Raw genomic sequence first — 26,126 nt, forward strand, 5'->3', positions numbered from 1 at the left:
CCCTGGATGCAACCGTTCAATTATTCCGATATCGCCCATAATCATCCCTGCCGAGTTCTACTGGGAAATCCCCTCGCAAGCAGGATTTGAAAGCGGATTTCGTACTCAGAAAATCAGTGTTTTATCGGAAAGACTGGACAAGCCAAAACATTCCACACCGTCTTACTAACAGGATTCTTGAGATGAAATTTTATTAGGCGGGCCACCGCGCTCGTCTGCAAGAAGTCACATGCATTTGCACCACTTGAACGAAAGGCACCATAAAGACCGCGTGAACACGCCCGAGGCGGTCCAGTTCGCATACGCGCCCACGTATTCATCGAGAATGTGGGAGATCGATATGGCGATGATCGTGGGTCAGATATCAACCTTTATCATGTCGATAATTTCCTGGGTGGCGGCAAAGAAGTAGTCCGCGTCTGGAAGCTCGGCCCGGTTAACGGCACATATCAAAAAATCAAATTTATAGGTTAATCAGATGTTCAAACGATTTCTGTTTTGCTTTGTGCTGATGGCGGTGTCATCAATTTCGAATGCAAATGGCACTGTCGATTTCCAGACCGACATTATCCCATTGATAAACCAGAAGCCTTTCTTTGCAAAATTCCTGACCGATCACCTTGAGTTCTATCCTGCGGGTGACGCGATAACGATTGGCCGTGAAGTGAACCCCAATCTTGCGCTGGTGCGAATTGGCCCGTACACCCTGAACGCCCGTGAGAAGGGAAGCAAGGGACTATGACATTGAAGTCACCATCTACACGGTCACTCATTTTTTCCTGAAAAATGGCAAAGAAGTGAACGGGCCTCAAATCAAAGGCGTTGTTAAGTTCACGGAAGACTTCGACAGTATTGCTGTAGCAAAGTCAGAGACGCCAATGCGAGCGGACAAGGCAAACTGACCCTGCTCAATCGCCCGCGCGAAAAGTGCAAGAAACTGCAAGATTCCGCGCGAATCGCGCCCTCGCAAAACGGGCCGACCCGCCGCGCCAGCTAAAGGCGTTGGCCAAACTGCAAGACTGCAAGAAAAGTGCCCCATTTAGCGGGCAGGCGTGGCGGGGAGACGACTGCGCGCCACGGCGAAAGGACCAGCGCCGTTCGGCACCGTGGGGCCGCGGCTCAGGGCGTGATAAAAGCGAGCGCAGTTATTAACTCACACCGCTACGAGATCGAATTGCCCGACGGTTCAATCATTTCCGGCACGACCGACGAAGGCGGCTTGACCGATAAGGTTGCCGCTTCAAATGCAGGTCAGGCGAAGCTCAAGGTATTTGACTTTGAGGTAAGCGAAAATGACTAGGCGCGTATTGCACCGGCAAGCCGGCACGCTCACCCCAACCAGCGATGCCGCCCCATAAATGGCACGCGCTAACAATTTGCCGCAGTGACCGCATCGGATGTCTGACATCAAAAGGTCCTTAGAAAATAGAACGATCGTTCTATTTAGCCACATCAGCGATTAGAGGGCTGGCGCGAAAGTGTCGGTGTCAGCCATCAAACTGCGCAGGCCATGCCAAGCGCTTCAGTGACTCGTGGAAGCGTTCTTGGAATGCCGTAGCGCAATGGAAGGAATCTTGCGCGCGACCGCTCGCTAGATCCGCGCTGCCGACGATCAGCGCAAATTGACCCCCTGAACCAGCAGGCGCAACTTGCGCGTTTTGTAATGATTACAAACGCAATGGCTATGAAGCGAATCATCCGCGTCGGCGACAGAACCGATCACGGCGGCACGGTACTGGAGGGTTTCCCGGAGTGGGTTGTTGATGGCAAGGCGGCGTCAGGTGTCGGTCATCGGGGCACATGCCCGAAGTGCAAAAAGGAATTCGTAATCGTCGAGGGCGCCCAGACCGTAATCGTGTTCGGTCGGGCCGTCGCACTGGAAGGCATGATGACGAGCTGCGGAGCAGTCCTGATTGCATCGCAAGACATGGCGACGGTCGACGTTTACTCGGCAGCGGCCGCTGGATCTTCTGCGGCGATATCGGGCGCCTACGCAGCGATGCCTCAGCGCGCTCAAGCGCGGCAGTTGACCGCCGCCGAACGCGCGCAAGAACGCCTCGAACGCGCTGAGCAGCGCCAAGCTGACCGCCGTGCTGAAAATGAGCAGTATCTTCTGAATCCGAACGTGAAGGCCTTGCTGGATACAATCGCGTGGGCGGAGGGTGGCGAATACAATTTCAAGTATGGTGCGAATCCCGGTAACGCGCCCCGCTGGAGGTTTGATGACTACAGCACGCATCCGGGCGTGGGCTTGGGAGGACGGATGACCGCAGCCGGTCGCTATCAGATTACGCAGCCGAGCTGGCATCAGAATGGTGCCATCATGCAGGGGATTACCGATTTCAGTCCGCACTCTCAGGACTTGATGGCCGTCGAATTAATACGCTCCAATCACGTTCTTGATCGCTTGATTGCGGGCGACCTGCCCGGAACACTGGATAAATGCTCGTTCACCTGGTCATCGTTGCCAAGGGGGCCGGGTTTACCGAATCGTTACCCGGGTCAACCCTACAAGCATTACGAAGATGTACTGCACACCTTCATATCAAAGGGAGGCACCGTTTCGCAATGATTCTTGCTGCACGCAGTATCTGTCTGGCAGTTGTGCTAATCGGTGCGCAGCCTGCTATAGCCTCTGACAATCCTTCGTGGCTGAACAAGCAGATGACGTTCAAGCAAGCTCGCCGCGCCATTTTGCGCGCTGGCTGGCAGCCGATCCGCTCCGATGATCGAGACCATGACTATGGTGTTGTCAGCGCGCTGCATCACAAGGGGGTGAAAGAGATCACCCAATGCTCAGAAGGCGAGAGTTTCTGCAACTTCTATTATCGTAAACAAAATGAATGCTTACGCCTGATCACCATTGGCGAACAACTGCCCGCCCTCAAGGTCTACGATTGGACCTCGGAGTGCCCTGACGAATAGTGTGGCCCGGTGTTGGTCCACCGGTCAGTCCACCGGTCAGTCCACCGGTCCGTCCGCCGGTAGTTGTTCCCGCCCGGCGTATGCTGAACCACACTGGGCCCTTCGCCACAGCAAACCAGGCGAGGCCACACGATGGAAGCGATCAACTTTTCGCGACCCAGTGTCGAACGCATCATTCAGTCCATGCGCCAGCACATCGCAGGTTTACCGATGGACAGCATGGACGAGCGGCTCGAGCTGGCCGCATGCGCGCACCTCAAAGCCTCTTTCGACAACGGGACGTCGCGCGGATGCCCATTCTTGGTTTTTGGCAGATGCGCCAACCGACGGGAGAAATCCACGTAATGCCACTCGAGGGCGCATATCTCTCCCGCACGCATTCCGGTTTCAATCGCGAACAGCAAAGCCGCCCCGACCCGCGCCATCTGCGTGACGCACAATTCTTCGGCGCAATAGCCCGTCGCCAACGTTAGCCGCTCGATGTCATCAAGAGTAACGCGCCGAGTGCGTGCCGGCGCTTGCGGGGGCCGCTCAACACTCGACATGGGATTTTCGGCAAGCCAGCGCCACTCACATACAGCGATTCCGCAGGCGTGTGACAGGCTGGCCCACTCGCGTCGCACGCTATTTGGCGTGACCTCTTTCAGGCGACGGTTGCGCAAATCCGCGAAGTGCTCCGGTCCAAGGTCTGGCAGACGGATATTCGCAAGCTTTTCATCGCGCGCAATGCGTTGCATGCGAAGGGTGTCCGGCCGCGCCCCCGTTTGGTGGGAATCACTTCTTCGATATAACGTTCAAGCAATTCCCCAAAGGTGCGATTCGGTGCCGCGCCGCGTTTGCCGGCGGCAATATGGCTCTCTATCTTCGCCGCCCATGCAAGAGCTTCAGCTTTGGTGCGAAAGCTGTCAGAAACGTCAACCTCGCCTTTACGGATGCGAGCGCGATAGCGCCCAGCGCGCTTCTCAATGGTGGCCATCTTTTTTAGGACAACCAGTGGGACAAATTTGGGACAAGGCAGAGTGTAAAACGGGGGAAAACTGCGGTAAATAATGGCCGTAAAAGTAAAAAAGCCCGGAAACCCGTCAATGACGGGGCTTTCCGGGCTTTTGCGAAGTCTGGCGACTTCTGTGTCTGGTGCGAGCGGGGAGACTCGAACTCCCACGCCTTTCGACACTGGAACCTAAATCCAGGGCGTCTACCAATTCCGCCACGCTCGCATTGCCTTGTGCACCCGTTGCCGGGATGTCAAAACGGTCTGGCACCTACTTGTAAAGCCGTCCGCGCCGACCGCCGTTTTCAGGCAGACCGGGAGTATAAAGGATATGTCGCACCAAAAACAAACGCTGCGCTCGCCCCTGCTGGCCGCGCGCGGTTTATGGCATACTCGCGCCGTCAAACGGGGCTAAACTCCACGCCGATCTATAGTAAGCAAAGGCTGGCTTTTTTGCCGCATTCATCCTGCATTGAGTGACCGTATTCGTGAGCCTTTCCCCGACTTCTTTTGCCACCCTGCGCGTCGTTATCGACGGGCCGCCCTCGCCGGATACGCCGGTGCGCTGGTGTGGTATCGAGCCTTCCGGCCAGCTGCAACATGGCAGCGGCACGGTGGCGCAATGGCCGCACGCTGCCGCGATCGAGCTGCTGGTGCCCGCTACGCGTTATTCGCAATACCTGCTGGCGCTGCCGGCCCAATCGATGCAAAAGCTGCGCGCGCTCTTGCCGCATGCGCTGGAAGAACGCGTGCTCAGCGACACCAGCGCGCTACATCTGGCCGCAGGCCCGGCCGCCAATGCCGAAACGCGTGTGGTGGCCACGGATCGCAACTGGTTGCGCGGTTGGGCCGGTTTGCTGGCCAACACGCAGCATCGTCCGCGCGCGGCCTATGCGATTTCCGATCTGGTTGAACCCGCTGATGAAACCTCGCGCGCCGTGATGGATGGCGGCGTGATGCTGGTGCAGCACGACGAAGTGGCGTGGTTTGACGACGCGCAGGTGGCAACCGCCTGGATGGCCGACCGGCCGGTGCAGGATCTGGCATGGCCCGATCTGTGCGGCGATCCGGCGCGCGTTGACGCGATCAATCTGTTGCAAGGCGAGCTGTCGCCCAAAGTGCGCGTGCCTGTCGATGTGCTGCGCTTGCGTCGCGCCGGTATCTTGCTGGCGGCTGTGGTGTTGGTGGCGTTGGTTAGCGCGTTAATCAGTTGGTGGTCTTTGCGCAGCGATGTGGCCTCGCTGCAACGCGAGTTGCGCCAGACCTTTGCCGCCGCCTTCCCGGGCGTGCCCATTGTGGACCCGGTGTTGCAGTTGCAAAGCCAGTTGCACAGCAGCGGCGCGGATCGCGGCAACAACAGTACGGGCGATCTGACCGCAATGCTGCAAAAGCTCGATGGCATTGGTCCGCTTAGCCTTAAGCGTTTGCGCTATGACGCCGGCCAGTTGCAGATCGACGTCGCCACTGCGGACGTGGCCGCCGTGCAGCAAAAATTGACCAGCGCTGGCCTTAAAGCCGACGCGCAAGCCGGGGCCGGTGGCGTGACCACGCTGCGCCTGGGCGGAGCCGCACAATGAAAGCCAGATTCCTTGCCTTCTGGTTAGCACGCGCGCCGCGCGAACGCGCCATGCTGGGCGCGGCAGCGGCCGTTATCCTGATTGCCTTGTTATATGTGGCGCTGTGGGAGCCGCTGGTTAACCAGCGTGCCGTGCTGGCCAAACAATTGCCGCGTTTGCAGGCCGATCTGGCGCAAATGCAGCGCAGCATCGCCCTGATCAAAGCCGCTGGCGGCGCACCGGGCGTGGCGCGCAGTGACGATCTGCGCCAGGCCGTTACCGCTAGCCTGGGTCAACGCAATATCAAGGCTGATATCCAGGCCCAGCCCGACAATCGCTTGAAGATTGATGCCACTGAAGTGGCGTTTAGCCAGGTGCTCGATTTACTCAGCGGTTTGCAGCGCGAAACCGGCGCCCATGCCGTTAGCGCGGATATCTCCAGCCAGCAAAGCAATGGCATTGTCCACTTCACCGCGGTGGTGACTCGATGAAACGTTATCGTCACCCTTTGATGTGGCTGGGCCTGGTGCTGTTTGGTCTGTTTGCGTTGCTGCGCTTGCCCACCGTGTTGTTCGCGGCAACTTTGCCTGCGCCGATGCAGGCGGGTGATGTCAGCGGCACCTTATGGGAAGGCCGCATCGGCCAGTTGGGCATAGGCGGCCAGCAATTGCTGCAAGACGTGCGTTGGCGTTGGCAACCGGCCGCGCTGCTGAAAGGCGCGCTGGCTTGGCAACTGGATACACGTTATGCCGACACGCCACCGGGCAGCGCGCGTGCCGTTCTGTCGGCGGCAGGATGGCGACTGGAAAACGTGGCGCTCACCGTGCCCGCCAGCCCGCTGATGGCACAAGTCAAAATGCTGTCGCCGTTCCAGCTGGGCGGCGATCTGCAGATCCGCGCGCTGGCCCTGGCGCAAAACCATTACGAGCAGACCAGCGTGTTGTGGCAAGACGCCAGCTCGCTGGTTACGCCGCAGGTTAATCCGTTTGGCAATTATCTGATCAATGTGCAGCAACAAGGCAGCGCTACCAACTGGTCCATGCAACCGCAGGGCGGCATGCTGGCGATCAGCGGTGGCGGCGGCATCAGCAATAACGGCCCGACCGGCGCACTGACCTTTACCCCGACGGCAGGCAAAGAGGCGATGTTTGCCGCGCTGCTGGACCGCATGGGCCCCAGCCATACGCTGCAATTAGGATCACGCTGATCGACACGGTTGCCGCGCGCCGGGGCGCAGCTATACTGGCCACAGATTGCAGGCAACCCGCACACTCGTTTTTACAGGACCGAAAAAATGAAAAAAATCGAAGCCATCATCAAGCCGTTCAAACTGGACGAAGTGCGTGAAGCGTTGTCCGAGATCGGCATTTCTGGCCTGACCGTCACCGAAGTCAAAGGCTTCGGCCGCCAGAAGGGTCACACCGAGTTGTACCGTGGCGCGGAATACGTGGTCGACTTTCTGCCCAAGATCAAGGTTGAAGTGGTGCTACCGGCCGACAAGGTCGACGCCGCCGTCGAAGCCATCCAGGTGGCCGCGCGCACCGGCAAGATTGGCGATGGCAAGATTTTTGTCACCAGCGTCGAACAAGCAGTGCGTATCCGTACCGGCGAGACCGACGAAGACGCGATCTGATCGCTGGCTGCCACCGCCCCCCAAAAAAAACCGGCCCACGCCGGTTTTTTTATGCCTCAGACGGATCGATATCGATATACCAGCGCACGCCCGGCGCTTTCTTTTGCAATAACTCGCCCATCAAAAAACGCATGGCGCTTTGCAAGGCCGGCCGCGACGAGGAAGACACCAGCACCTGCGCACGTTCCTGATTGGCTTTGCGCATCATCAAAGCCGGGATCGGGGCACCGGCGTGGATGCCTGGTTGCGTGCGCAGCAACTGCACTGCCTCGCGCAGATAGGTGACCGCGCGCATCAATGTTTTTGATTCGGCGCGCAACATGGCCCACGCCGAATACGGCGGCAAATCGTTGGCCTTGCGTTCCTGCAATACGCGATCAGCAAAGGCCGCATAATCGCCCGACATCAGTTGCGGATAAAACGGATCATCGTGATAGCGCGTCTGGATCAGCACGCGTCCAGGCAAGCCCGCGCGCCCTGCCCGGCCCGCCACTTGCAGCAGTTGCGCAAACAGCCGTTCTTGCGCGCGGAAATCGGTAGAGAACAGCCCGGCATCGGCATTGACCACCACCACCAGGCTCAGCCCGGCAAAGTCATGCCCTTTGGCCAGCATCTGCGTGCCGACCAGCAAACGTGCTTCTCCGGCGTGCACTTGCTGCAACATTGCGTCCAGACTGCCCTTGCGCCGCGTGTTGTCGCGATCGATGCGCAGCGGCGGCGTGTCAGGAAATAAACCGGTCAGCGTTTCTTCCAGGCGCTGCGTGCCAAAACCCAACGGTTGCAGATCGGCGTTGCCGCAATCGGGGCATTGCGCGGGCGGCGGGCTTTCCCAACCGCAATGGTGACAGCGCAGGCGCCGGTCTTCGCGATGCAGCACCAGACGGGCGTCGCAGCGCTTGCATGATGCGATCCAGCCGCATTCGTGGCACGCCAGTACCGGCGAATAGCCTCTACGGTTGATAAACACCAGCGCCTGTTGCCCGGCATCCAGACAATCACGCAGCGTATTGATCGCGGTCTGCGTCAGGCCATCAAACAAGCGCTGTTGTTGTGTGGAGATCAAGGTCATCTGCGGCGGCTTTGCACCCGTCACTGCGCGCTGGCCCAGCGTCAGCAGCGTGTAGCGACCTTCGCGCATATTGCGCCAGCTCTCAATCGCAGGCGTGGCGCTGCCCAGCACGATCGGCACTTGCGCCTGGCGCGCCCGATACACCGCCACATCACGCGCGGAATAACGGAAGCCCTCTTGCTGCCGGTAGGACTGATCGTGTTCCTCATCCACCACAATCAGCGCCAGATGCGGCAAAGGCGTAAACACGGCCAGCCGCGTGCCCAGCACAATGCGCGCGCGGCCTTGCGCGGCCAGCAGCCAGTTGCGCGTGCGTTCGCCATCGGCCAGGCCGCTATGCAGCGCGACGATGTGTTCATGCGGAAAGCGCAGCCGAAAGCGCGCTTCCAGTTGCGGCGTGAGATTGATTTCGGGCACCAGCACCAACACCTGGCCACCATGCGCCAGTCGCGCTTCGATTTCGCGTAAATAGACTTCGGTTTTGCCGCTACCGGTTACGCCGTACAGCAAGAACGGTTGATAGCCTTGGGCGGCATTCAGCCTGGCCACGGCGCTGGCCTGGCATGCGGTTAGATCAGGATGTGCACTCGCCTGGGGCGGCGCGGTATCTGCTTGCGGCACGGCCTCGACCACCCAACCCGCCGCGATCCATTCTTTAAGCCAGCGTCCGCCATCGTGGGCCACGGCGCGCACTTGTTCGATGCTGCGCGGCACGGCCAGCGCCTCGGCCACGGCACGCTGCTTGTGCGCGCGGGGGCTCAGTTGGCCCAGCAATGCCGTCACGTCCAGCGCCTGCCAGAATTGCAGCGCCTGGCCGCCCTGCCACGGTTGTGGCTGGCGCAAGGCGCCGGGCAATGCCGCAGCAATCACTTGCCCTAATGGCCAGGCGTAATAGTCAGAACAGAATTTGCACAGCGCCAGGATGTCGGCGGGCAACGGCGGCATGTCGTCCAGCACCGCTTGGGACGCTTTGAGCTGGGCCACGGTCAGGCCTCGGGCGGGGTCGAGTTCGGCGCTGACGGCGACCACCACACCGGCCAGCGTCTGCTTGCCGAACGGCACGACAACGCGGCTGCCCACTGTTGGCGCAGGGCCTGCCCAAAGGTAGTCAAAAGTGCGCTGGAGCGGCACATCAAGTGCCACTTGTAAGTAACTGACGACCGCAGCGTGCACCAGTTTATGCCATCCAAAAATACCCACAGTTATTGTGGATAACTTTGTGAGAAAAATGCGGGTATGCGCCCCTAACCCGCATTACATCTTGATCACAGCTAGGTTGCCTATTTTTTACACGAGAAATTAAAGTCGTTTAAAAACAGCAACTTAGAAAAAATGACACGTTTTGTCGATTCATTGCGCAGAGGGCTTGACAAAGCCCGTTGAGGCTGCCCAACGCTGTGTATAACTCATCTCTACTTGACGCGGTGCCGCATTAGCGATACGGGCAAATGTATCGCTTTTAAAAAAACGGCAAAATCTTAGTCATGATAGGGTAATGAAAGCTTATGCACGCTTTCGACCAAGGCGGCGACATTTTCGGGCGGCGTAAACTGGCTGATACCATGTCCCAGATTAAACACATGGCCTGCGCCATGACCGTAGGAAGCCAGCAAGCGGCCCACTTCAGCTTTGATCGCATCGGGCGATGCCATCAGCGCATTCGGGTCAAAGTTACCTTGCAACGCGACGCGGTCACCCACACGGCGGCGGGCAGCGGCCAGGTCCACCGTCCAGTCCAGACCCAAGGCATCGCAACCGGTATCGGCCATCTGTTCCAGCCACAAACCGCCGCCCTTGGTAAACAGGATTACCGGCACTTTGCGGCCATCGGCTTCGCGCTTCAGCCCGCTGACCACCTGCTGCATGTAACGCAGCGAGAATTCCTGATACTTGCCGGCAGCCAGCGCACCACCCCAGGTATCGAAAATCATCAGCGCTTGCGCGCCGGCGTCTACCTGGGCATTGAGATACTCGACCACGGTGCGCGCATTCACATCCAGGATGTGGTGCAGCAGTTCGGGCCGGTCGTACAACATGGTTTTAACGCGGCTAAACGTATCCGAGCCGCCGCCCTCGATCATGTAGCACGCCAGCGTAAACGGGCTGCCACTAAAACCAATCAACGGCACACGGCCATCCAGCGCCTTGCGGATGCTGCTGACGGCGTTGAATACATAACCCAGTTCCGCGCCGACATCGGGCACGGTCAATGCCTTGATCGCGGCTTCGTCGCGCAGCGGGCGTTCAAACTTGGGGCCCTCACCTTCGGCGAAGTACAAACCCAGGCCCATGGCGTCCGGCACTGTCAGGATGTCGGAGAACAGAATGGCGGCATCCAGCGGAAAGCGTTCCAGCGGCTGCAGCGTGACTTCAGTCGCGTAATCCTGCGATTTGCACAGATCCAGGAACGAACCCGCCTTGGCGCGCGTGGCCCGGTACTCCGGCAGATAACGGCCCGCCTGACGCATCAGCCACACCGGCGTGTACGGCACCGGTTCGCACATCAAAGCGCGCAAGAAAACGTCATTCTGCAGTGGGCTAGCCATCGAGCGGGGTGTCCTGTTGTGGTCGCGTGGGCAAAGCCAACGCGGGGCCGGATGTTGCCAAGGGGCACGGATAATACCGGCTTGCGGCAACGGTGCCAAGCGGCAATCAGCGACAAAGCGCGGATTTATAACTCAAATCCGCACTTGGGCTGGCTGGGCCGCACTGTAAAGATCGGGTGTTACAGCGTCAGGTAAAAGCGCTGGCGCTCGCTGCAAGCAGTGCGTCGCAAAATCAGAATCAGCAAGGCCGCTGGGTCCAGCCGCCGCGCTGGCATTTCCAGTCTTGCCGTGCGTGCGTAATTTGCCAGGTCTTGCCGACAAAGGCTTGCTGCAGCTCATAGCGTTCGGCACTGCGCGGCGTGTTGCGCAGTCCTTGCAGCAACACCGTCACGCTAACGTGCTGCAAGTCTTTGCTATAAGCCAGTTGGGTAATCTGCAGGCGCTGATATTCAAACAAGCCGTGCTCGTCCGAAACATGCTCGTTCAGAAAACCCAGCGCCACCTGCACCGGATGTTCGCCTTCGCGCCCGATATACACAGGACGCGTCAGCGCCGCGGCCACGCTGGCGGTTGCCGGCGAGGGCGCTGCGCCAAGGTCCAGCGCGTCATCGTCGCCGGCCGCCAATACCAGCGCGGGCAACAGCGCCAGCGCCGCGCCGCAGCGCAACCAGCCCGCGCGCATCACGCCTGGCCCTGGGTGGCCCAGGTGTCTTTCAGCGTTACCGTGCGGTTAAACACCGGTTTGCCACCCGCCACATGGTCTTTGCGGTCGGTCACAAAGTAACCAAGGCGCTCAAACTGATAGCGCGTTTCGGGCGCGGCATCACGCACCACCGGTTCTACGTAACCGGTAATCACGGTCAGCGAAGCCGGGTTCATAAATTGTTTGAAGTCGACATATTCGCCGTCATCACCGCGCACCGCATCGGGCCGCGCCACGGTAAACAGACGGTCGTACATGCGTACTTCGGCCTCGATAGCGTGTTCGGCCGAAATCCAGTGGATTACGCCCTTCACTTTGCGGCCCACCGGGTTCTGGCCCAGCGTGTCTTTGTCCAGCGAGCATTTCAGCTCAACCACCATGCCTGCGCTGTCTTTGATGACTTCGTCACACTTGATCACATAGGAATAGCGCAAACGCACTTCGCCACCAGGCGTCAGGCGCTGCCACTTGGGCGGCGGCACTTCGGCAAAGTCTTCGCGCTCGATATAGATTTCACGCGCCAGCGGAATCTCGCGCTCGCCCCATTCTTCATGATGCGGATGGAATGGCGCGCTGCGGCTGCCGGTAACGCCCGGTTCAAAGTTGGTCAGCGTTACCTTGATCGGATCAAGCACGGCAATCACGCGCGGGCTGGCTTCTTCCAGCGTTTCGCGCACTGCGCCTTCCAGCGAGGCAAAGTCGACCACATTAGGCGTCTTCGACACACCGGCGCGCTGCGCAAACAGGCGGATGCCTTCCGGGCTGTAACCACGGCGGCGCATCCCGCTGATGGTAGGCATGCGCGGGTCATCCCAACCCGTTACCAGATGTTCTTCCACCAACTGGCGCAGCTTGCGCTTGGAGGTGACCACGCTGAGCAATTCCAGACGCGAAAACTCGATCTGTTGCGGGTGCGCCGGGATGGTGATGTTGTTCAGCACCCAGTCGTACAGCGGGCGATGGTCTTCAAATTCCAGCGTGCACAGCGAATGCGTAATGCCTTCCAGCGCATCCGAGATGCAATGGGTGTAGTCGTACATCGGGTAGATGCACCACTTGTCCCCGGTTTGATGGTGCGTGGCGCGGCGGATGCGATAGATCACCGGGTCGCGCAGATTGATGTTGCCCGAGGCCATATCAATCTTGACGCGCAAGGTCTTGCTGCCATCGGCAAACGCGCCATCGCGCATCTGGCGGAACAGCGTCAGATTTTCATCGGGCGTGCGGCTGCGATACGGGCTTTCTTTGCCCGGCTCGTTCAGGTTGCCGCGGTACTGGCGCATTTCTTCGGGCGTCAGATCATCCACATAGGCTTTGCCAGCCACGATCAGCTCTTCGGCATAGGCGTACAGCTGATCAAAATAGTTGGAGGCATAACGCACCTCGCCTTGCCACTGGTAACCCAGCCACTGCACGTCTTCCTGAATGGCGGCAATGTATTCGTCTTCTTCTTTTTCCGGATTGGTGTCATCCATACGCAAATTGCACAGGCCGGTGTAATCCTCAGCCAGACCAAAGTTCAGGCAGATGGATTTGGCGTGGCCGACGTGCAGATAGCCGTTGGGCTCGGGCGGAAAACGCGTGACGATGCTGGCGTGCTTGCCGGAGGCCAGATCGGCATCGATGACTTGACGGATGAAGTTGCTGATCGGTGCGGGGGCTTCGTGGCTCATAGCGGGCTTGCAGTAAGAGGCAAAGGAGCGATTGTAGCGGAATTTTGTGGCGGCCAATGCAACTGGCAATCCCGTTTGGGGGCGGGTATGGCGCGGGCCGCCTGGCGCGCCGGATCGAAGCAAACGTAAACCGGCTTTTGAGCACGTGCCCATCGCCAAGCCGGGCGGCATCGGGACGCCCTGCCAGACGCGTCCGTCCGCGCACTGCTGGACGGCAGATCGTTTGCCCGTATCAAACAGTCGAAGCCTGTGGCGTAGTCATGACGTTGGCATGGTGCCACACGCCGGTCACGCCACAAGGAGCTGACCATGGATCGTGCTGCCTTCTCTGATTATTCCCACATGCTGGTCTCCGACCATCAAGGCTGGGACCGCCTGCATGCGCATACGCCCACCGCGCGCCTCACCTTCTTGCGCATGGTATTGCCGCTCTCGGCCTTGCCCACGCTGATGTTGTTGTACGCCGGGGCCAGCAATGGTGGCTATTACGCGCCGGGGCTGGCGTTATCGGGCTGGGCCGGCTTTGCGCTGCTGTTTATGGCGGCGGAGTTGTTTACCGTGCGCTTGATGGGCGAGCTGATCCATCGGCTCGCGCGCGGCATCGCGCCGCACACCTCGTTTGATAGCGCGTTTTTACTGGCCTCGCTAGCGGCCGTGCCGTTGTGGATTTCGTCGCTGACGCTGTTCGTGCCCAATGTGCCGTTCAATATTGGTTGCGCGCTGGCGGGCATTATCGCGGCCTGCGCCATGCTGTATCACGGCGTGCCCGCGATGTTGAGCCACGCGCGCGATGAAGACACACGCGATTTGACCTGGCTAACCCTGTGGATCGGCGTGGGCGCGTGGGCCATCCTCAGCGCCATCGCAGCCTTGCCGGTGATGGTGCGCTGAGGCTGCGCGGGGCATGCGGCCAAGCCGCTACGCTCAGTTGGTCAGCACCTTTAGCGACAGCACGGTTTCCGCGATATACGCGGTGCCATCGAGGAAGTTGTCGCCAATAATCCGCTCCAGCGACAGCGACGGCACGATGGGTTGGCGCGGGCCGCTGCCGTTACCGGTGGCCAGCGAATAGTCGATGCCAAAGCGGGTAAGGCGCGAGAAACGGCGATTCATGCCCGGATTGATAAACAAATCCTTGGCGGCGTTGCTGGCGGCATGAAATTTAAGCCGCCACAAATAGCCGCCAGGGTAGTAATCGCCCTGGATGCCGATATAACCGCCGGCCGCCGTGCCACTGGTTTGCCCTTCCGGCACTTCGGCCAGATGGTCGACGTAAACGCCCGCCAGCGGATAGACAAACCACGACATACGGCCGCGCGTATACGGCTGCCCGGACACCAGCAAATTCGGCACGATCAACCGCGTATCCACCGCGATACCTTGCGTTAGCGTATCGGCTGCCTTGTCCTGGCGTATGTTGAAGTTGGCTGAAGTGCCCAGCGCAAAGCCATCGCGATCGGCATCGAACACCGTGCCCGCCGCGCCCACTTGCAAACCGCGTGAATTGGAGGGGCTGGACGACGCCGAATTGTGGTTGGCCCAGATTGACGAATACCAGCTCCAGCCCCAGTCGTGCAGTTGCTGTGGCAGAAATTTATTGCCCATCCGCCACGTCAGCGCGGCCTGAACCAGCGAGGACGAATTCTCGTCGCCGCTCTTGGTGACCGAGATCACCGCCGGGTTGGTGGCGTTGGGGCCGGGCGCATCGCGCAAGGCAAAGTCTTGCCAGAAATGATGCTCGGGCTTGGCGGCAGCCACGGCTGACGCGTCCGCGCCCGCAGGCGCCGAGGCGTCGGCCACCTTGGCGGCGGCCGGCGCGCTGGCGTCGGAAACATCGCCGCTAATGGGCGGAATGGCAGCGTCCGGCTTGCCAAACCACTGGTCATAGCAATTAAGGCGCTGGTTGTTATCCACCAGATCGTGACACGGTGTGGCGAACACAAACGCCGCACTGAACGTGGAGCTCAGCGCCAGCAAAAAGGTCGAAGTGCGCATGGCGGGCCGGACTTGGTTGTCTACGTTTGTCAGGCTAAAGACATCCTGCCGCCAACGCTATCGGCCGATGACCTACACGCTGCCGGGCAAAGCGCTCACCTGATACAAACGCGTTACAAGCCACCTCACAAATAGAATTCAAGGCCATTGTCGGGCACATCCAGTTCCATATGCGGCCACGTCATATTGGCGCTCTGGTACGGGTACAAAGGCTCGCCGCTGGTCTTGCGGAATTCGCTGGGGCTGACGCCCACGCGCTTGCGAAACACGCGCGAAAAGTAGAGCTGGTCTTCATAACCCACCGTGCCGGCGATGCGTGCGATCGGCGTTCGCGAGCTATGCAGCAAATGCTTGGCCAGAATAATGCGTTGGTCCTCGCGCCAGCGCAGGATATTGACGCCCACCTGCTCGCGAAACAGATGCGCCAACCGTGATGGCGACAGGCAAACATGCCGGGCTATTTCATCCAGACCAATATCCTGGCCCAGATTACGCGTAATAAACTGACAGGCTTCCTGCACCCGCGCATCCAGCGATTTGGGCTGGTTTTCGGGCGAGACTTCATACGCGCGGATCAGCAGGCGTTCCAGCAAATTGATGGCCAGCTCCTCGCTGGTGACACGGCCTTCCCGGTGCGTGCGATCGATCTGCTGAAAGAGTTCGTCAAACTCCGCCACCAGCTGCTTGTCCGGAAGCCGCAGTTTGCCCACCTGGCGCGTGTGGTCTTGCCACTTCAGCCACGGCGCCCAGTAGGCGCGTGGTCGGAAATAAATCCAGCGGTGATACCAGTTGGGGCTGCCGGGCGCGCGGCCGTAGTAATGCACGGTTTCCGGCGCAAACAACAATAGATCGCCCGGATCGGTATAGAAGGCATCTTCGCCATCAAACACCTTGCCCTGCCCGGCCACCGTCATATTAATGATGTAGCCCTGCATGCCTTTGGGCCGGTCGATCACAAAATCGAGCGGGCCATCTTCGATGATCGGCGTAATGCCGGCCACCAGATACAGATTGAACGAATAACCCGGCATCAAAGGATCTAGCGTCTGCGATTCTGGCGAGGACAGCGGCATGGTTATCCTGTTAGGTCAAAATCAGTGGCCACGCCCTCGTGGCGTGGCCTGAGCTGAATAGGGGGACGGAACTGGCTCGGCCTCAGCCGCCAGACTCAAACGCGCGCCTTGGCTTTCTGTTTGTAGCGATCAAAGATCACGGCCGCCAGCAGGATCAGACCACGCACCACGTATTGCGCAAACGGCGAGATATTCATCAGGTTCATGGCGTTTTCAACGGTGCCCAGAATCAGCACGCCCGCCACCACATAGCTGATCTTGCCGATGCCGCCTTTCAACGACACGCCACCCAGCACGCACGCCGAAATCACAGTCAGCTCCAGCCCCAGCGAAGTCATCGGCTGGCCGCTGGTCATGCGCGACGCCAGCACCACCCCCGCAAAACCCGAGATCAGACCCGACAGCGAGAAGATGGCAATCTTGGTGCGCACCACGTGCACACCGGCCAGCCGTGCGGCTTCTTCGTTGCCGCCAATGGCCAGCGTGTTACGGCCAAACAAGGTGCGCCGGATAATGAAGCCAAACACGATAAAGCACGCAATGGTGATCCATACCGGCGTGGGCAGGCCGAAGAATGACGAATTGCCCAACGTAAAGAAGCTCTCCTCGGATACGCCCACTGCCTTGCCGTCCGAAATGATATAAGCCAGGCCGCGCGCAATCTGCATGCTGGCCAGCGTGGTAATCAACGCATTGATGCCCAACCACGCCACGATAATGCCGTTGAGCAAGCCAAACACCAGCCCGGTGGCCAGGCCCGCGAGCACGCCCCACGTTACGCTGCCGGTGGCATTGATGATGGTGGCGCAAGACACGCCGGCGCACGCCACCACCGAGCCCACCGACAAATCAAAGTCGCCCGCGGCCAGACAGAACAACATGCCGCAGCCGACCATGCCCGCCAGCGACACCGCCAGGCCCAGGCCGCGCATGTTCATCATCGATAAAAAGTTGGGGATAGTGCTGGCGCACGCGATAAACACGACGGCAAACACCACCAACATGCCGTATTTGTCCCAGATATGGGCCAGCACATTACGGCTGGGTAATTCAATCGCCGGTACAGCGATACCGGGTGTTGCATTGGCTTTAGACATGATGGCGCCCTCAAGCGACGGAAGCAGAAACGGGATTGATCGGGTTATTGGCCGGCTCGCTCTGGCGCAACATCGCCAGGGCCAGCGCCTTTTGTTCGGTAGCTTCGTCGTGCAGCAATTCGCCCACGATGCGGCCTTCGCGCATCACGATGATGCGATCGGCCAGGCCCAGCGCCTCGGGCAGATCGCTGGACGCAAACAGCACCGAGATGCCGTGCTCAGCCAGGTCGTAAATCACGCGATAGATTTCATGTTTGGCGCCCACGTCGATGCCACGGGTGGGTTCGTCCAGCAACATGATTTTCATGTCCTCGGATAACCAGCGACCCAGGATGGCCTTTTGCTGATTGCCGCCAGACAGATTCATGATCAATTGATCATCGCTGGGGGTTTTGATGTTCAGCTCGCGCACCATTTTTTGTGCGTTGCTGCGTTCCCATTTTTCGTTGATCAAACAACCGGCGCTGAGCGTGCGGCGGCGCGCGCTGATATTGATGTTGTCGCGCACGCTATGCACCGGCACGATGCCCTCGGCCTTGCGGTCTTCCGGGCACAGCATCACGCCTTGAGCGATGGCGTCGCCCGGACCGCGGAAGCGGCGCGTTTTGCCGTCCACCGCGATATGGCCGGAGAACAAGGGCGATGCGCCAAAGATGGCCTTCATCAGCTCGGAGCGCCCCGCGCCCACCAGCCCGAACAGCCCGACGATTTCGCCGCGTTTTACCTGCAACGACGCGGGCGCGCGCAAACCGGGCGCCAGCACATCACGCACTTCCAGCCGCACTTCGCCGTGTTCGCGCGGGCGATAGCCATAGATATCACCCAATTCCCGCCCGACCATCGCTTGCACCAGCTGTTCGTTGGACACCTGGCTGATATCGCTCCACGTATTTACATAACGGCCATCTTTAAACACGGTAATCGCATCGCATAAATGAAAGATTTCTTCCATGCGATGCGAGACGTACAGAATCACACGGCCTTCGGTCTGCAATTCGCGGATAACGCGAAACAATTGTTCGATCTCGCGCGCCGATAAAGAACTGGTGGGTTCGTCAAAGGCAATCACTTGCGCATTACGCGTCAAGGCCTTGGCGATTTCCACCATCTGCCATTGCGCAATCGACAAGCGCCGCAATGGCGTATCGGGGTCGATATGCATGCCCAGATGCTGCAGGCGCTCCGCCGCCATGTCGCGCAGCCGCTTGCGATCCACCACGCCGAATTTATGCGGCAATTGCCCCAGGAAAATGTTTTCAGCCACGCTCATTTCGGCGGCCAGATGCAATTCCTGATAAATAATCGCCACGCCCGCATTCAAGGCATCAAGCGTGTTATTGAATTCAATCTTGTTGCCGCCGATTTCCAGATGCCCGCCGCTCGGCTGGTACATGCCCGACAGGATTTTAAGCAGCGTTGATTTACCCGCCCCGTTTTCGCCCATCAGCGCGTGGATCGAACCTTGCCCACAGGTAAACGAAATATCCTGCAGCGCTTTAACGCCCGGAAACACCTTGCTGATATTGCGAAACGCCAGATAAGCACGATCAGTATTCATGGCAGCAACTCTCATACAACTTGCATTCAGACAGTCTGGACCAACGCCAGAAAACGCGGGTGGCAGCGCCCGTGGCGCACCACCCGCCGGGGCGATTACAGACCCTTTTTCTTCAGCTCATCTTTGTAGTTGTCGCGCGTAATCAGCACGGCATCGGTTACTTCGGTGAACTTGGCTGGCGCTTTGTTATTGGCCACCCACTCGTGCAGCATCTTGATGGACTGATAGCCATGCACATCCGGCGCCGGCAGCAGCGAACCATAGAAGCCGGTGGCGCTGGATTTGCTCAGTTCGTTCTTGGCATCCACACCATTGATCCCGACGCCGATCACGTTAGCCGCCTTGAACCCCTGGCCCTCGGTGGCACGCACGCCGCCCAGCACGGTGTTGTCATTCATGCCGATGACCAGCCAGTTCTTGACGTTGGGATGTTGCACCAGCATCGAATTGGCAGCGTCCAGCGCGCCAGGGATGTCGTTGGTTTTGGTCGGTACGGTGTAGATCTGGCCAGCCGGAAAGCCCGCTGCCTTCAACGCGCTCATCGAGCCATCGGTACGGCGGCGTGCGGTATCGAGTTCGTTGGCGGTAATGGCCAGCACGCCGGTGTCTTTCACGTTCCAGTTACGCTTTTTCATTTCTTTGTACAGCTCTTGACCCTGACGCTCGCCCATCTTGGTGGCGGCCATCATCAGCAGCGGCACATCGGTCATCGGCGCGCCTTTGGCGTTGACGAACTGGTCATCCACCGTCACCACTTTAAGGCCCAGCGAATTGGCCTTGGCCATGATGGCCGGGCCCAGTTTCGGATCAGGCGTGCAGATCACAAAACCTTTGGCGCCGCCTGCGGCCAGCGTATCGATGGCGTTCAGCGTTTTTTCGCCATCGGGTACGGCAATCTTGATGACTTCGAAGCCCATGTCCTTGCCGGCTTTCTCGGCAAAGGCCCATTCAGTCTGGAACCACGGCTCTTCGGGTTGCTTGACCAGATAGCCCAGCTTTTCTGCGGCGTAGGCACTGCCTACCGACGCGAACATTGCACAGCTCAAGGCAAGAATTTTGACCATTTTGTTCATATTCGACTCCGTTATCAGTGTGCTTTGCGAGTGTTCGTACCTGATTTCCCTGTAATACGTGCCTGAACATCCCACACACGTCGCGCCGGGCATTTCTTATAAATCGGGCTGCAGGCCGCGCTATATAAGAATTCGACAATTCAGACGCTGCTCAAGCTGGGCGGATTATAGGGCCGCAAGTTCGTAGTCAAAATGATCAAATTACAGTTTAGCGAATTTGTGCATATGTTCGGCAGATTTGTGCGGGTTTGTCCATGTAAGCCACGTCAATTTACTGACATCAAGCGTTTAGTCCATATCTACAACCAAGCCTTCCTTATTTGACTGAGCGCAGCGGCCCTATTCTTGCGCAAAACCACAAACCACCAGAAAAAGGGCTGCGCTGTGACATCAGTCAATATATCCATAGGGCTGGATTTCGGTAGCGATTCGGTACGCGCACTGGCGGTGTCGTGTCAGGACGGATCCGAGCTGGCGACCACAGTTACTTACTATCCACGTTGGCAAAAGGGCCAGTTTTGCGTAGCCACGCAAAACCAGTTTCGTCACCACCCGCTCGACTACATCGAAGCCATGCAGTCCGCCGTGCGTGGCGTAGTGGCGCAGTTGTCGCCCGAACAGCGCCTGGCCATCGTCGGGCTGGGCGTGGACACCACGGGCTCAACGCCTGCGCCTGTGAATGCGAATGGCGATGTGCTGGCGTTGTTGCCGCAATTTGCCGACAACCCCAACGCCATGTTTGTGCTGTGGAAAGACCACACCGCGATCGAAGAAGCCGAACGCATTACGCGTCTGGCGGGCGAGCACGGCGACTACGCGCGTTATATCGGCGGGATTTATTCGTCGGAATGGTTCTGGGCCAAGATCATGCATGTATCGCGCGCCGACGCCGCCGTGGCCGAGGCCGCAGTCAGTTGGGTGGAGCTGTGTGACTGGGTGCCCGCCTTGCTAAGCGGCACCACTGCGCCGGACCAACTGAAGCGCGGCCGCTGTGCCGCCGGCCACAAAACCTTGTGGCATCCGCAATGGGGCGGCCTGCCACCCAAAGACTTTGTGCAAGCGCTCGACCCCATCCTGGTCGAACAACTGCCCTACCCGCTGTTTACCGATACCTACACCGCCGATGTGCCAGTGGGCCGCATTACGCCGGAATGGGCCAGCAAGCTGGAACTGCCCGAACACGTGATCATCAGCGGCGGCGCTTTTGACTGCCACATGGGCGCAGTGGGCGCCGGTGCGGGCGAACACGCGCTGGTTAAAGTGATCGGCACCTCCACCTGCGACATCCTGATCGCCGACGACGCGGTCATCGGCCCGCGCGCCATTGCCGGCATCTGTGGCCAGGTGGATGGCAGCGTGGTGCCGGGCAAGATCGGCATGGAAGCGGGCCAGTCGGCCTTTGGTGATATGTATGCCTGGTTTGGCCGCCTGCTGGCCTGGCCGCTGCAACAAGCCAGCACCGCCAAGCCCCATCTGGCGGCCGACCTGGCCGAAATCCAGGCCAACTTGTTGCCCGCGTTGGCCGAAGCCTGGGCCGCCAACCAGAACCTGCAGCATCTGCCGCTGGTGCTGGACTGGTTTAACGGCCGCCGCACACCGTATGCCAACCAGCGTCTGCAAGGCGTGATCGGCGGCGTTAACCTGGGCACCGACGCGCCCGCCTTGTTTGGTGGCTTTATCGCCGCAACCGCCTTCGGCGCGCGCGCCATCATGGAATGCTTTACCACGCAGGATGTGGCGGTCAGCAGCGTGCTGACGCTGGGCGGCATTGCGCGCAAATCGCCCACCATCATGCAAGCCTGCGCCGATGCAATGAACCGGCCGGTGGACGTGGTGGGCTCGGACCAGTGTTGTGCGCTGGGCGCCGCGATTTTCGGTGCGGTGGCTGCGGGCGTGCACGCCGACGTCGCCACGGCGCAAGCGGCCATGGCCAGCAAGATTGAACACACGTATCAGCCCGACCCCACGCGCGTACCGCAATACGAAGCGCTGTATCAACGCTATCGCCGCTGGGCCGCCGCCACCGAACCGCTGTACGCCAAGGAAGCCTGAAATGAGCCTGCTCGAGCTTAAACAGCAAGTGCTGGAAGCCAACCTCGATCTGCCGCGCCATGGTCTGGTGACGTTTACCTGGGGCAATGTCAGCGGCATCGATCGGGCGGCGGGCCTGGTCGTCATCAAGCCCAGCGGCGTGGAATACGAACGCATGCAGCTCGACGACATGGTGGTGCTAACGCTGGCGGGCGAGCGCGTGGAAGGCACGCTGCGCCCGTCCTCGGACACCCCGACGCATCTGGCGCTGTATCGCCATTACGCGGACATCGGCGGCATTGTGCACACCCATTCCACGCATGCCACGTCGTGGGCGCAAGCCTGCCGTGCCATCCCGGCGCTGGGCACCACGCACGCCGATTATTTTCATGGCGCAATTCCGTGCACGCGGCCGCTCACGCCGCAAGAGGTGGAAGAAGCCTACGAGGCCAAAACCGGCAGCGTCATCATCGAAACACTGGGCGAGATCGAGCCCTTGGCCATTCCCGGTGTGCTGGTCAGTGAGCATGCGCCGTTTGCCTGGGGCAAAGACGCCCACGCCGCCGTACACAACGCCGTGGTGCTGGAAGAAGTGGCGCGCATGGCCTTGTACACGCTGATGATCAACGCTAGCCAGCACGCCATTCCAGACCATCTGCTGGACAAACATTACTCCCGCAAGCACGGCAAGAACGCCTATTACGGCCAGACCAGCCAGCCTGCCTCCTCCACTCCCGTTTCCACGACCGCGGCACGCCGCGTGGCTTGATCGCCGTATATATCAAAGGACCTTCGCAATGGATTTTTTCAAACAACTGGAAGTCTGGTTTGTGGTTGGCAGCCAGCATCTGTACGGCAAAAAAACCCTGGCCCAAGTGGCGCAGAATGCCGAACGCATCGTTAATGGCCTGAATAGCGAAGGCAATCTGCCGATCAAGCTGGTACTGAAGGAAACCGTCACCTCGCAAGACGGCATTCTGCAAGTGTGCCGCGACGCCAACCACGACCAGAACTGTGTGGGCGTAGTGACCTGGCTGCACACCTTCTCGCCCGCCAAGATGTGGATCAATGGCCTGCAGGTGCTGGAAAAACCGATGATGCAACTGCATACGCAGTTCAATTCGGTGGTGCCGTGGAACACCATGGATATGGACTTCATGAACCTGAACCAGACCGCGCATGGCGGCCGCGAGTTCGGCTTTATCGGCGCCCGCATGCGCAAGGCCTATCACGTGGTGGTGGGCCATTGGCAAGACCCGCAAGTGGCCACCGAGCTGGGTGAGTGGATACGCGTTGCTGCCGCCGTGCATGACAGCAAGCAACTGCGCATTGCCCGCTTTGGCGACAATATGCGCGAAGTGGCCGTAACCGAAGGCGACAAGGTCGCCGCACAAATCCAGTTTGGCTACGCCGTACATGCCTACGGCCTGGGCGATCTGGCCAAAGTGGTAGAAGAAGTCACCACCGAGCAAATCGACGCGCTGGTGGGCGAATACGAAGCCACCTACCAACTGACTGACCATATCGGTTCGCAAGGCGAAAAACGCCAGCATCTGGTGGACGCCGCGCGTATCGAGATCGGCATCAAAACCTTTCTGGATAAAGGCAACTTCAAAGCCTTTACCACCACCTTTGAAAACCTGTACGGCCTGACCCAATTGCCCGGCCTGGCCGTGCAACGCCTGATGGAACAAGGCTATGGTTTTGGCGCGGAAGGCGACTGGAAAAGCGCGGCGTTACTGCGCGCCGTCAAGGTGATGGGCGCGGGCAAGCAAGGCGGGTCGTCCTTTATGGAGGACTACACCTATGACTTCACGCCGGGGAATGAACTGGTAATCGGCGCGCACATGCTGGAAGTGTGCCCGTCCATTGCCGGCGACCAGAAAGCGGTGCTGGATGTGCAACCACTGTCGATCGGTAAAAAAGCCGATCCGGCCCGATTGATTTTCAGCGCCAAAGCCGGCCCCGCACGCAACGCCACGCTGATCGATATGGGCAATCGCTTTCGCCTGATCGTCAACGAACTGGACGTGATTGACCAGCCGAAACCGCTGCCAGTGCTGCCGGTGGCGCGTGCGGTGTGGAAAGCGCTGCCCGATCTGCGCACTGCCGCTGCGGCCTGGATTTACGCCGGTGGCGCACACCACTCAATCTTTGCGCAAGACGTGAGCGCCGAACAACTGCGCTTGTTTGCCGAGCTGACGCGCATCGAATACCTGCACATCGGCGAAGAAACCACCATCAATGACTTCAAGAACCAGATCAACTGGAACGAGGTGTATTTCAAGATTTGCGACCAGTAAGTCCACGTACAGACCAGTTCACCGCAGGGGTATTCGGGGAATGGTGTCGCGGTGTTATCCCTGCGTCCTCCTCCACCGCGACGCGACATACGCAACTATCCAGAAGGCCGTTTGCGCCTTCACAGCGATCAACCCTGCGGGGTTGATCGCTGGTCATTTTTTACTTTTGTCCGCTTCAAAACTCGTCATCATCCAGAGCTGCCTTGCGAACGCGTTGCGCCAGCCCAACTTTGCTTAACAAAGACTGGGCGGGCATGGGCGCCAACAAATCCAGCGCGCCCAAGACCTTGAACGTGCTCAGCCAGATCGAAATCCGCACTGCGACGTCGCCTTTTTCCATGCGTACAACCGTCTGCTGCGCAACGCCAACCCTTGCGGCCAGATCGTCGAGCGTGATTTTTTGCTGCCGCCGCAAATTGGCCACGACTTGGCCCCACAGGCGAATACGTTCTTCAACTTGGGGATGCAGGACGGCGTCAGTCGTGGTTTGGCGCGGCATGGTTTGATGATATGTCAGTGATTAATGTATTTAACCTACGCCATATCATCGGACCAAATGACCTGAAATCACAGCCCCTGCCGCGCCGCCGACTCCGCACGCCCGCGCATCACCGAGCGATACAGCACCCAGGTCAGCACCACGCCCGCCACCGCAGCCAGACCCGCCATCAAGAAGATCGGCGGATAGCCGTAGCCGCTAATAATAAAGCCCGCAACCGGGCCGATCAGGCCAAGCGCCACGTCGAGGAAGACGGAGTATGCGCCCAGCGCCGAGCCACGGCTGGAGGCAGGCACCAGCGCCACGGCCTCGACGCCCAGCGCCGGGAAGATCAGCGAAAAGCCGCAACCCGTCAGCGCCGCGCCCAGCATGGCCCAGATCGGTTCGGGCGCCAGCCACAGCAGCATCAACCCGACAAACTCGACCCCAAACGACACGATGGCCACGCGAAAGCCGCCATAGACATTAATGCTGCGAGCAAACACCAGCCGAGTGCCCACAAAGCAGATGCCAAATACGCTTAGCGTAAACGCGGCATCGGGCCAGTGTTGGCTGGCATAAAACAAGGTAACGAAGGTGGCGATAACGCCAAAACCCGCCGAGCCCAGCGCCAGCCCCGCGCCATAGGCAAAGACGCGGCCAAGCACGCTGCTAAAGGGCAGGCGTTCACCATGCACGATGGGTGCGGGCGGACGCGGCCATGCGCACGCGATGCCGATCAGCCCCAAGGCCATGACCACGCCTGCGATCAGCTGGAAGCCGCCCCACTTCTGCAACGCCACGCCCAACGGAGCGCCCAGCGCCAGTGCGCCATAGGTGGCGACGCCATTCCAGGAAATCACCTTGGCGGTGTGGTTAGCACCCACGGTGCCGATGCCCCAGGCAATGGATCCGGTGCCCACGCAGCTTTCCGCAAAGCCCAAAGCACAGCGGCTGGCAAACACCAGCGCCAGGCTCAGCAACGGTATTTGCTGCGTCAGGGCCGCGCCCATCAGGCACACGCCACTGAGCACATTGCCGCACAGTCCGTACATGACGGTGCGCTTGGGGCCCAGATGATCGGCCATGCGCCCGGCCTTGGGCCGGCTAACCAGCGTGGCCAGGTATTGCACGCTGATCACCAGACCGGCCAGCACCGAGCCATAGCCCAGATCCATGTGCACATAGGTAGGCAGGATGGCCAGCGGCAGGCCGATGGTCAGATAACACAGAAAGGTGAACATCACGATGGAAACCACGCGCAGGGTAACGGGCCCTGCGCTGGCGGGTACGGCGGAAGTAGCGGACATGGGGGCAGTGGTAACGGCAGCAAAACAATGTTAACGATAACAAGCCCGGGCGGGTGGACACCGCCCGGGCTGCGTAAGGCGTCATGATAGGCCGATTTGGCGCGCTGCTGTT

General features: G+C 59.6%; 24 protein-coding genes and 1 tRNA gene. 11 read left to right on the forward strand and 14 right to left on the reverse strand.

Annotated features, from left to right (window positions below; genetic code table 11):
• Nucleotides 1-478 precede the first annotated feature (478 nt).
• The 3 genes from WG78_RS06960 to WG78_RS06975 all read left to right on the forward strand — a co-directional run bounded on the left by WG78_RS06960 (nt 479) and on the right by WG78_RS06975 (nt 2,925).
• Nucleotides 479-742, forward strand: a complete 264-nt coding sequence (locus WG78_RS06960) for a hypothetical protein (RefSeq protein WP_053937087.1) — start codon at nt 479-481, stop codon at nt 740-742.
• 942 nt (nt 743-1,684) lie between these two features.
• A complete protein-coding gene (locus WG78_RS22035; protein WP_201782386.1) occupies nt 1,685-2,572 on the forward strand; it encodes a PAAR domain-containing protein in 888 nt (295 codons plus the stop codon).
• Complete coding sequence (locus WG78_RS06975) at nt 2,569-2,925, forward strand: hypothetical protein (RefSeq protein WP_053937089.1); 357 nt, start codon at nt 2,569-2,571, stop codon at nt 2,923-2,925. The genes WG78_RS22035 and WG78_RS06975 overlap by 4 nt, the downstream gene beginning before the upstream one ends.
• Nucleotides 2,926-3,101: 176 nt before the next feature.
• Here WG78_RS06975 and WG78_RS06980 read toward each other — a convergent pair whose 3' ends face one another.
• The 3 genes from WG78_RS06980 to WG78_RS06990 form a co-directional block, all read right to left on the reverse strand.
• Complete coding sequence (locus tag WG78_RS06980) at nt 3,102-3,662, reverse strand: tyrosine-type recombinase/integrase (RefSeq protein WP_083458839.1); 561 nt, start codon at nt 3,660-3,662, stop codon at nt 3,102-3,104.
• Entirely contained in the window at nt 3,569-4,099 is a 531-nt protein-coding gene (locus WG78_RS22660; RefSeq protein WP_161805078.1) for a hypothetical protein, read from the reverse strand. Before WG78_RS22660 ends, WG78_RS06980 begins: the two co-directional genes overlap by 94 nt.
• Nucleotides 4,058-4,142 (reverse strand) — tRNA-Leu (locus tag WG78_RS06990). The genes WG78_RS22660 and WG78_RS06990 overlap by 42 nt, the downstream gene beginning before the upstream one ends.
• A 262-nt stretch (nt 4,143-4,404) precedes the next feature.
• On the opposite strand from WG78_RS06990, the gene gspL reads away from it, so the two are divergent.
• The 4 genes from gspL to WG78_RS07010 all read left to right on the forward strand — a co-directional run bounded on the left by gspL (nt 4,405) and on the right by WG78_RS07010 (nt 7,105).
• On the forward strand, nt 4,405-5,493 hold the full coding sequence (gene gspL / locus WG78_RS06995) for a type II secretion system protein GspL (protein ID WP_161805079.1): 1,089 nt from the start codon (nt 4,405-4,407) through the stop codon (nt 5,491-5,493).
• Nucleotides 5,490-5,963 carry a type II secretion system protein M gene (locus WG78_RS07000; protein ID WP_053937093.1) on the forward strand — a complete coding sequence of 158 codons (474 nt, stop codon included), beginning with the start codon at nt 5,490-5,492 and terminating at the stop codon, nt 5,961-5,963. Before gspL ends, WG78_RS07000 begins: the two co-directional genes overlap by 4 nt.
• Nucleotides 5,960-6,679, forward strand: coding sequence for a type II secretion system protein N (gspN, locus tag WG78_RS07005; RefSeq protein WP_053937094.1), 720 nt, complete (start codon nt 5,960-5,962; stop codon nt 6,677-6,679). The genes WG78_RS07000 and gspN overlap by 4 nt, the downstream gene beginning before the upstream one ends.
• An 87-nt stretch (nt 6,680-6,766) precedes the next feature.
• Nucleotides 6,767-7,105, forward strand: coding sequence for a P-II family nitrogen regulator (locus tag WG78_RS07010; protein ID WP_053937095.1), 339 nt, complete (start codon nt 6,767-6,769; stop codon nt 7,103-7,105).
• A 49-nt stretch (nt 7,106-7,154) separates the two neighbouring features.
• Here WG78_RS07010 and WG78_RS07015 read toward each other — a convergent pair whose 3' ends face one another.
• The 4 genes from WG78_RS07015 to WG78_RS07030 form a co-directional block, all read right to left on the reverse strand.
• Nucleotides 7,155-9,374: a primosomal protein N' gene (locus WG78_RS07015; protein WP_308417192.1), complete on the reverse strand. Its 2,220-nt coding sequence runs from the start codon at nt 9,372-9,374 to the stop codon at nt 7,155-7,157.
• A gap of 278 nt (nt 9,375-9,652) precedes the next feature.
• Nucleotides 9,653-10,720, reverse strand: coding sequence for a uroporphyrinogen decarboxylase (gene hemE / locus WG78_RS07020; RefSeq protein WP_053937096.1), 1,068 nt, complete (start codon nt 10,718-10,720; stop codon nt 9,653-9,655).
• Between the two features lie 238 nt (nt 10,721-10,958).
• Nucleotides 10,959-11,402 (reverse strand): hypothetical protein, encoded by a 444-nt coding sequence (locus WG78_RS07025; protein WP_053937097.1) that lies wholly within the window; start codon nt 11,400-11,402, stop codon nt 10,959-10,961.
• The gene (locus WG78_RS07030; protein ID WP_053937098.1) at nt 11,402-13,096 is read right to left on the reverse strand and encodes a glutamine--tRNA ligase/YqeY domain fusion protein; all 1,695 of its coding nucleotides are present in this window, start codon (nt 13,094-13,096) and stop codon (nt 11,402-11,404) included. Before WG78_RS07030 ends, WG78_RS07025 begins: the two co-directional genes overlap by 1 nt.
• A 309-nt stretch (nt 13,097-13,405) precedes the next feature.
• On the opposite strand from WG78_RS07030, the gene WG78_RS07035 reads away from it, so the two are divergent.
• On the forward strand, nt 13,406-13,987 hold the full coding sequence (locus WG78_RS07035) for a YIP1 family protein (RefSeq protein ID WP_083458840.1): 582 nt from the start codon (nt 13,406-13,408) through the stop codon (nt 13,985-13,987).
• 33 nt (nt 13,988-14,020) lie between these two features.
• Here the strand turns inward: WG78_RS07035 and WG78_RS07040 are convergent, their stop codons facing one another.
• From WG78_RS07040 to WG78_RS07060, 5 genes are all read right to left on the reverse strand, one after another.
• Nucleotides 14,021-15,091: a hypothetical protein gene (locus tag WG78_RS07040; protein ID WP_053937100.1), complete on the reverse strand. Its 1,071-nt coding sequence runs from the start codon at nt 15,089-15,091 to the stop codon at nt 14,021-14,023.
• Nucleotides 15,092-15,216: 125 nt separating this feature from the next.
• A complete protein-coding gene (araC, locus tag WG78_RS07045) occupies nt 15,217-16,164 on the reverse strand; it encodes an arabinose operon transcriptional regulator AraC (RefSeq protein WP_053937101.1) in 948 nt (315 codons plus the stop codon).
• Nucleotides 16,165-16,259: 95 nt separating this feature from the next.
• Nucleotides 16,260-17,261 carry an L-arabinose ABC transporter permease AraH gene (gene araH / locus WG78_RS07050; RefSeq protein WP_053937102.1) on the reverse strand — a complete coding sequence of 334 codons (1,002 nt, stop codon included), beginning with the start codon at nt 17,259-17,261 and terminating at the stop codon, nt 16,260-16,262.
• A gap of 10 nt (nt 17,262-17,271) precedes the next feature.
• Nucleotides 17,272-18,819: an L-arabinose ABC transporter ATP-binding protein AraG gene (araG, locus tag WG78_RS07055; RefSeq protein ID WP_053937103.1), complete on the reverse strand. Its 1,548-nt coding sequence runs from the start codon at nt 18,817-18,819 to the stop codon at nt 17,272-17,274.
• 95 nt (nt 18,820-18,914) lie between these two features.
• Nucleotides 18,915-19,853, reverse strand: coding sequence for an arabinose ABC transporter substrate-binding protein (locus WG78_RS07060; RefSeq protein WP_308417193.1), 939 nt, complete (start codon nt 19,851-19,853; stop codon nt 18,915-18,917).
• A 423-nt stretch (nt 19,854-20,276) separates the two neighbouring features.
• Between WG78_RS07060 and WG78_RS07065 the strand changes: the two genes are divergently transcribed.
• Genes WG78_RS07065 through araA form a run of 3 tightly spaced genes read left to right on the forward strand, consistent with a single transcriptional unit; the run spans nt 20,277 to nt 24,226 of the window.
• A complete protein-coding gene (locus WG78_RS07065) occupies nt 20,277-21,944 on the forward strand; it encodes a ribulokinase (RefSeq protein ID WP_053937167.1) in 1,668 nt (555 codons plus the stop codon).
• Between the two features lies 1 nt (nt 21,945).
• On the forward strand, nt 21,946-22,692 hold the full coding sequence (locus tag WG78_RS07070; RefSeq protein ID WP_053937105.1) for an L-ribulose-5-phosphate 4-epimerase: 747 nt from the start codon (nt 21,946-21,948) through the stop codon (nt 22,690-22,692).
• A gap of 28 nt (nt 22,693-22,720) precedes the next feature.
• A complete protein-coding gene (gene araA, locus WG78_RS07075; protein ID WP_053937106.1) occupies nt 22,721-24,226 on the forward strand; it encodes an L-arabinose isomerase in 1,506 nt (501 codons plus the stop codon).
• A 175-nt stretch (nt 24,227-24,401) separates the two neighbouring features.
• Here the strand turns inward: araA and WG78_RS07080 are convergent, their stop codons facing one another.
• Together WG78_RS07080 and WG78_RS07085 are read right to left on the reverse strand one after the other, a co-directional pair.
• Nucleotides 24,402-24,725, reverse strand: coding sequence for a helix-turn-helix domain-containing protein (locus WG78_RS07080; protein ID WP_053937107.1), 324 nt, complete (start codon nt 24,723-24,725; stop codon nt 24,402-24,404).
• Nucleotides 24,726-24,793: 68 nt separating this feature from the next.
• On the reverse strand, nt 24,794-26,014 hold the full coding sequence (locus WG78_RS07085; protein WP_053937108.1) for an MFS transporter: 1,221 nt from the start codon (nt 26,012-26,014) through the stop codon (nt 24,794-24,796).
• Nucleotides 26,015-26,126 lie beyond the last annotated feature (112 nt).

Origin of the sequence: Amantichitinum ursilacus (assembly GCF_001294205.1) — a bacterium.
Lineage (GTDB): Bacteria > Pseudomonadota > Gammaproteobacteria > Burkholderiales > Chitinibacteraceae > Amantichitinum > Amantichitinum ursilacus.